Below are 7,307 nucleotides of genomic sequence, written 5' to 3'. Positions count from 1 at the left end.
TTATGTTATAAGAAGAGTAAAGGTGCTGTTTTACTACTGTTACCTTATGAGAGAAGTAAGGTTGTTTTAGAGAGGGGAATAAGGGATCTAACTCTTAATATGCACTTAGATTGCTTTAAGAGTAAAGGCAAAACTGTAATTTGCTGCTATCTAGTTTTTAAGTTTATTTAGTCTTTAAGTTAGCTTATAGGATTTATTTGTAATAACAAGTGGCAAAATTGCCATTTTGTTATTATGTGTAAATCTATAGATGAAGTAAGTATGAAGGCTGGTTTATAAAAGTATCTCTTTTAAGACTTCATCTATATTAGATACTGCTACTATTTCTAAGTTGTCTAGTACTTCTTTAGGTATATCATCAAGATCTTTTTCATAGTTCTTTTTAGGTATAAGCACTTTTTTAATGCCAGCTTTGTGAGCTGCTATAAGTTTTTCTTTTAATCCACCTATAGGCAGCACTTCTCCACTTAAAGTTAGCTCTCCAGTCATGGCTATATCTTGTCTAGCATCTTTACCAAAAAGTATACTAGCTATAGCACTAGCCATAGTTATACCAGCACTTGGTCCATCTTTGGGAGTAGCACCTTCTGGAACGTGTAAATGCACATCTATATTGTTAGTCTTTGATTTTTTAGTAACTTCTTTATCATCTTTTACATTGCTTTCTTTAGTTTCTAAAGACTTGTCTTTTTTACTGCTAGTTTCTTCAAGTACCATAGAATCTAGTTTGGACTTTATGAGACTATAAGCGATTTGTGCGCTTTCTTTCATAACGTCCCCTAGACTACCAGTTAGCTTAAGATCACCTTTTCCTATGAGCTTGATAGCCTCTATAGTTAGCACATCACCACCGACACTAGTCCATGCAAGGCCATTAACAACTCCTCTTTTTGGCTTAGGATTAGTCTTTTGTATCTCAAAGATGCTTTTTTTAAGATAGTTTGGGACATCTTTTGTGCTTATATTTATAGTAGTGGCTTTTTTCTCTAAAAGCTGTACGGCAACTTTGCGCATTATATTAGCTATGCTTCGTCTTAGATTCCTAACTCCAGCCTCTCTTGTATAGTTTTGTATGATTAACTCTAGGGCATCTTTTTGAATCTTTACTTCACTAGGTTTTAGGCCATGTTTTTTTATCTCTTGAGGGATAAGATACTTTTTAGCTATCTCATACTTTTCTTGAGGTGTGTAGCTTGAGATCTGTATAAACTCCATCCTATCTCTTAGTGGGGCAGGGATAGCGCTTATGTCATTAGCAGTTGCTATAAAAACTACATTTGAAAGGTCTATATTAAAGTTAGTGTAGTAGTCTCTAAAGCTTATATTTTGCTCAGGATCAAGCACTTCTAAAAGCACAGATGTTGGATCGCCCCTAACTCCTCTCATAATCTTATCTATTTCATCTAACACCATGACTGGATTCATACTTTTAGCATCTATTAGCCCTTGTACTATACGCCCAGGCATAGCACCTAGATAGGTTCGTCTATGACCGCGAAGCTCATTAACATCTTCTAACCCACCTAAAGCTATCCTTACTAAAGGTCTTCCTATGGCAAGAGCTATGGAGTTTGCAAGGCTAGTTTTACCAACACCAGGAGGACCATAAAAGCAAAGTATGGTACCTTTATACTTAAAGCTATCATCTTTAGCTTTTTCGTCCTTTTTAGATGTTTTTATCTCTTCTTTAGAGTCTTGTTTTACCTCTTTTTTACTATCTTCTTCTTTTTTTGCATTTTCTTGGCTTCTTTTTTGTAAAAGCTCTTTTACTGCAAAGTATTCAACTATGCGTTCTTTTGGTTCAGTTAAAGAGTAGTGATCTGCATTTAGTTGCTTTTCTACGTTAGCTATGCTTAGTTTTTTGTGATTAAAAGTAGTAAAAGGTATCTCAAGTACCCATTCTATATAGTTTTGCACTATATTTGCATCAGATCCATCTGGATTCATACGAGAAAGTCTAGTGATTTGCTTTTTTATCTCTTTATAAACTTCTTCACTCATACCGCTTTTTAGGGCTTCAAGTTTTTTAAGATAAGCATCTATCTCTTCATCTTTTTGTTTATCAACACCTAGTTCTTTTTGAATCTGTTTTAATTGCTCTCTTAAAAAGTACTCTTTGTTGACTTGATCCATTTTGGTGTGAACCTTAGCTTTTATCTCACGCTGTAACTTTTGTGTTTCTATCTCTTCACTAACTAAGTGAGTAAGAAGCATTAGCCTTTCTTCTACATCACCACTTGCAAAGATCTGATAGCTTTGCTCTTTTTTTGGCCTTATGGCAGCACAGATTAGATCTATGGCTTTGTTTATCTCTTCGCTTTCTTCTATGTTTCTAAGTAAGTCTGGCGAGATGATTTGAGAGATATGGGCTAGAGCGTTTACTTTTTCAAAGAGGATATTGCTCATGGCATGGATTCTAGTAGCATCATAGGGCTTATAGCTCATACCTTGAACATCTACTTTTTCTTTACTAGCATCGCTAAATCCCAAAAACTTCCCTCTTGAAAGGCCTTGAAAAAGTAGCTTTATCCTTCCATCTTGAAGTATAGACTTGCGCATGATTCTACCTATGACGCCTACATCATAAAAAGGTAGCTCTTCTGCTTTTGGGTTGTTTTTCCCACATGCTACAAAGGCTAAACTATCAGTTTCTGTGTCTTTTAAACCTTTTATGCCATTTTTGTCGACTACAAAAATTGGAGTTATCATAAAAGGAAATATGAACATTTCGTGCTCTATTATCAGTGGCAACTTTTCTAAAATCTTAGAATCCATTTTTATCCTTTTACCAGTTTAATATCCACTTGTACCAAGGGATCTTTGAAGGTTTAGCATGAGCTTCTTTATTAAGCACATCATCTATCCTTTCTTCATATATAGCTACTGCTTTTGGTTTTTTTGCTTTTTTGTAAACTCTAGCTATGGCCTTATTAAGCTCATTAGTACCTAAAGTGAACTGCACTTCTATCTCTTGTACATAAGGTGTATATCTACTATTAGGATATTTGTCAAAAAAGTCTTGCACTAAAGAAAGTGTATCAGTCATAAAGGCTTGATCTTTAGCGGAAGTTCTTATTGAAAGATATCTTGCTTTTAGTTTTAAAAAAGCTATGTAGTCAAAGTTACTTGGGTTTCCATAGCGTTTTGTGTACTCATTAAAGTAAAAATCAGAGAGTAGATACTCACTATTATACATATGGGCTTGCCCTAGTGCTAGCATGGCTTCTGGGATAAGTGGAGAGTTTATGTGCTCACTTTGCAAAGAAGAAAAGTAGTTATCAGCACTTTCTAAGTCGCCTATCCTTATGTTTTTAAATATACCAGAGTACCAAAAAGTTGCTGGTTGGTTAAAAGTAGTAGTCTTACTAGCACAGGCTATAAAGAAAAAGCCAAGAGCAAATATCAGCGTTTTTAGAGGCATGATTCTAAGTAGTTTGCTTTTGGCCTTTAGGCTATGGTACGCACTTAGTTTGGCGTGGCTTTTGGTAGGTTTAAGAGTGTTTGACAAAAAGGACTCCGAGTTTTCAAAAATAATGCTAAATTATAGCAAATGACTTTCTTAAAAACTTATCTAAAAACCTATCTTAAACTTTTACTTAAGCTTTATACTCTAAACTTTAAGTATTTTATGATTTAAGGGGCGTAGGTTAGTTTTTAGGCTTTATGCTGGGGTTATAAACTCATATTTGTGTTATAATGAACAAATAGTGATTAAAGCGATGCGTAAATACGTTATTGTTTAAAATCTACATACATCATAAGATATTTTCTAGGGTAGTTGCTAATCAATCGTTCCTAAATGGAGAAGTGTAAATGGTTTTTGAAGTTAAGTCGCCAGTTTTAGGCTTCGAAAGTGTTAATAAGATGAAATTAGAAAAAATAGATGATGTTTTTATGCGTCTGACTAATGCACAAGATTCTTCTCCTATATTTACTTTAGTAAATCCTTTTATGCTTAGAGAGTATGAGTTTGAAGTACCAGCTTCTACTAAGATCTTACTTGATCTAGAATCTAGTAAAAACATACTAACTGCTAATATCATGGTTATACAAAATCCCATAGAAAACTCAACTATAAACTTCCTAGCCCCCCTAGTGTTTAACTTTGATAATCAGACTATGGCTCAAATAGTACTTGATAGTTTTAGATATCCAAACTACAAGTTAGCTGAACCTATATCTGCCTACTATCCCAAAGAATAGGTCTACCTAAAGAATAAGTTTGCTAAAAGAGCGGGTTTACCAACAAAGTAGATTTATTAAGAGAGTAGGCCTACTTGAAAGAAGCAAAGCTTTTTAGAGTATATATCTTTCTCATAAGGCTAAGCTCTACTAATAAGATAAATCTTAAAAAAAAGACTATCTTTTCTAAACTTTTGCTATCTCGTTCCTAAAAAACCCTTTTGTATTTAAATGAATACCATTTAATCCAAGGCTCCAAATCTTAAGTTTTATATCTCTAAACACCTTGTTTGAATACCTAAAAACAGATATTAAAGCCTTATCTTTAATATGAAACTTAATAAAAATATGCCATATTTAAATCATAAAATGATATGGAGGTTTAGCATGCAAACATTAGTAGTTATAGGCTATGGCAATATGGCAAAGGCTGTATTAAGTGGTATATTTAGTAGTGAGAAAAGTAAGTTTAGTTTGATTAGGATAGTTGGTAGAAACCCACAAAAACTAAGACCATGGATAGAATCTAAACTAGTAGATTCTAAGTTAGCTTCTAAAAACTATGAGATTTTATATGAGACTAGTTATGAAGCAGATATCACAGATAGCTCCTTACTGCTTGCTTGCAAGCCTTATAATCTAGATATTTTTAAGTTTAAAGGAAAGGCAAACATTACTTATAGTCTCTTAGCTGGTATAGAATTTGCCACTTTAGATAAGCACTTAAGCTCTAGTACTCTAGTTAGGGTTATGCCTAATGTTGCTGCAACTTTTGGCCTTTCTAGCTCTAGTGTTTGCATAAAAGATTCTGAGTGTGAGTGTAAAGAAGAGGTAAGAAACTTTGTAGAGTGCTTTGGAAACTGTGTTTTTTTAGATAGTGAAGCTAAACTAGATGCTAGCATAGCAACAAATGGCAGCACGCCTTCCATGCTAGCTATAATCGCTCAAGGGCTAATTGATGCGGGGGTTAATCAAGGCATAACAGTAAGTGATGCTAAAAACTTAGTAGCTCAAAGTTTTTTAGGAGTGGCTAAACTTTTAGAAAACTACACTCCTAGAGAGATCACAGATATGGTGACAAGCCCAGCAGGCACAACTTCAGAAGCAAACTTATACCTACAAGCAAAAGGTGTTCAAGGCTTAGTTAGCAAAGCAGGCATAAAGGCTGTAAAAAAGGCTAAAGAGATAGCAAAGAGTAATGCCTAGTTTTTTAAGGTTTATAAAGTGGAGCTAGTAGCCTTACTTGGTCCTAGTGGGAGTGGGAAGACTAAAGCAAGTATAAAACTAGCAAAGCTACTAGATGCTAATATCTTCTCACTAGATTCTTTAAGTGTGTTTAAGTATGTAGATATAGCCTCAGCTAAGCCTACTTTGGAAGAAAGAGAAGGCATAAGACACTTTGGCATAGATGTGCTTCGCCCAGATAGCACTAAGAGTAATGCTGGTTTTTTTACCACCCTCTTATATAAAGCTATAAAGCTTAGTAAGGATAAGCCTTTGATTATAGTTGGAGGCTCTAGCTTTTTTTTAAAAGCTATTATTAATGGGCTTAGTATAGCTCCTATGCCTACTAAGCAGGCACTACAAACTTATAAAGAAGTAGAATCTTACCCTTTAGACTATAAGTATAAGCTTTTAAGTAGGCTAGATTACCCTTATATGAAAAAGATAGATAGGCATGATACTTATAGGATAAATAAGGCCTTAGAACTCTATATCCACTCAAGACTTACACCAACTGAGTATTTTAGGCTTAATAGACCTATAAAGTTCCCATATAAAATTAACATCTTTACTATGGGGATAGAAAAAGAAACCTTAAAGGCAAATATAAGGCTGCGAACTAAGGCTATGTTAGAAAAGGGCCTAGTTGATGAAGCTAGATTTTTACTAAAAAAGTATGGGGATAAAATTTATCCTTTTAATACCATAGGACTAAAAGAGACTTTACTTTATCTAAAAGGAGAGATAGGCGTAGATGAGTTAGAAAGCATGATAAGTCTTAATACGATAAAGCTAGCAAAAAGGCAAACTACTTTTAATAAAACACAGTTTGAAACTAGAGTTTTTGAGTTTGAAGAGGTACTAAAAATCTACAGAAAAGATATGTAATGTTTTAAAAAGCTAGAAGGTCTTTCAAGCATCCTAGCTTGAAAGATAAATGTTAGGTTATATATCTAGTAACTACTCTTCAAAAAGATCAGTTGAAAGGTAGCGCTCACCAGTGTCATTTAGAGTAGTAAGTATGTTTTTGCCAGGGAAGTCTTTAGCTAGCATGCAGGCTGCTTGGATGTTAGCCCCACTTGAGATTCCAGCTAGTATTCCTTCTTGTTTTCCTAGTAATCTTGCCATCTCGTAAGCTTCTTCATTAGTTACTTTTAAAACACCATCATAGATATGAGTGTTTAAGTTTTCAGGTATGAAACCAGTACCTATACCTTGAATCTTATGTGGGGCTGGCGTTCCACCACTTAAAACAGGGCTAAGACTTGGCTCCATAGCAAAGATTTTTATAGCTTGGTTGTGGGCTTTTAGCACCTCGCCAACACCGCTTAAAGTCCCACCTGTACCAACTCCTGCTACAAAAACATCTATAGGAGTACTTCCAAAAGCATCAATTATCTCTTCTGCTGTTGTTTCTCTATGAGCTTGAGGGTTAGCTTTATTAGAGAACTGATTAACTATGACAGAATCTTTTATAGTGCTATTTAACTCTTCAGCCTTAGCTATAGCACCCTTCATGCCAAGCTCTGGAGCGGTTAGTTCTAAAGTTGCTCCAAGAGCTTTCATAAGCTTTCTTCTTTCAACTGTCATAGATGATGGTATGCAGATAACTAGTTTTAGCCCTAGCGCAGCACACACACTTGCTAGCCCAACTCCTGTGTTACCAGAAGTAGCTTCTATGATGGTTGTAGTTGGTCTTATGCTTCCATTATCAAGTCCGGCTTTTATCATGTAGTAGGCGATTCTATCTTTTACAGAACTGTTTGGATTCATAAATTCGCATTTTGCGAAGATGTTAGCGCCGTATTTTTTACTAAAGGTTTGCAATTTTACTATTGGGGTGTGCCCTATAAGCTCTGTTACATTTTGTGCAATTTTCATTTTAATCCTTTTTAGCTACG

At 34.8% G+C, this 7,307-nt stretch carries 6 protein-coding genes; 3 read left to right on the top strand and 3 right to left on the bottom strand.

The window, feature by feature from the left end; translation table 11 throughout:
* Positions 1–273: 273 nt before the first annotated feature.
* The gene (lon, locus tag BKH43_RS02230) at positions 274–2,775 is read right to left on the bottom strand and encodes an endopeptidase La (protein WP_095228091.1); all 2,502 of its coding nucleotides are present in this window, start codon (positions 2,773–2,775) and stop codon (positions 274–276) included.
* Positions 2,776–2,785: 10 nt separating this feature from the next.
* On the bottom strand, positions 2,786–3,421 hold the full coding sequence (gene bamD, locus BKH43_RS02225) for an outer membrane protein assembly factor BamD (RefSeq protein WP_095228108.1): 636 nt from the start codon (positions 3,419–3,421) through the stop codon (positions 2,786–2,788).
* 392 nt (positions 3,422–3,813) lie between these two features.
* Between bamD and fliW the strand changes: the two genes are divergently transcribed.
* From fliW to miaA, 3 genes are all read left to right on the top strand, one after another.
* The gene (fliW, locus tag BKH43_RS02220; protein WP_095228088.1) at positions 3,814–4,203 is read left to right on the top strand and encodes a flagellar assembly protein FliW; all 390 of its coding nucleotides are present in this window, start codon (positions 3,814–3,816) and stop codon (positions 4,201–4,203) included.
* Between the two features lie 366 nt (positions 4,204–4,569).
* Positions 4,570–5,388, top strand: coding sequence for a pyrroline-5-carboxylate reductase (locus BKH43_RS02215; RefSeq protein WP_172402291.1), 819 nt, complete (start codon positions 4,570–4,572; stop codon positions 5,386–5,388).
* A gap of 18 nt (positions 5,389–5,406) precedes the next feature.
* Positions 5,407–6,294, top strand: coding sequence for a tRNA (adenosine(37)-N6)-dimethylallyltransferase MiaA (gene miaA / locus BKH43_RS02210; RefSeq protein ID WP_095228084.1), 888 nt, complete (start codon positions 5,407–5,409; stop codon positions 6,292–6,294).
* Positions 6,295–6,366: 72 nt separating this feature from the next.
* On the opposite strand, the gene cysK is transcribed toward miaA, so the two are convergent.
* Positions 6,367–7,287, bottom strand: coding sequence for a cysteine synthase A (gene cysK, locus BKH43_RS02205; RefSeq protein ID WP_095228082.1), 921 nt, complete (start codon positions 7,285–7,287; stop codon positions 6,367–6,369).
* Between the last annotated feature and the right edge of the window lie 20 nt (positions 7,288–7,307).

Source organism: Helicobacter sp. 13S00401-1, from assembly GCF_002272925.1.
Classification (GTDB): domain Bacteria; phylum Campylobacterota; class Campylobacteria; order Campylobacterales; family Helicobacteraceae; genus Helicobacter_I.
This window is presented reverse-complemented; position numbering and strand designations above follow the sequence as displayed.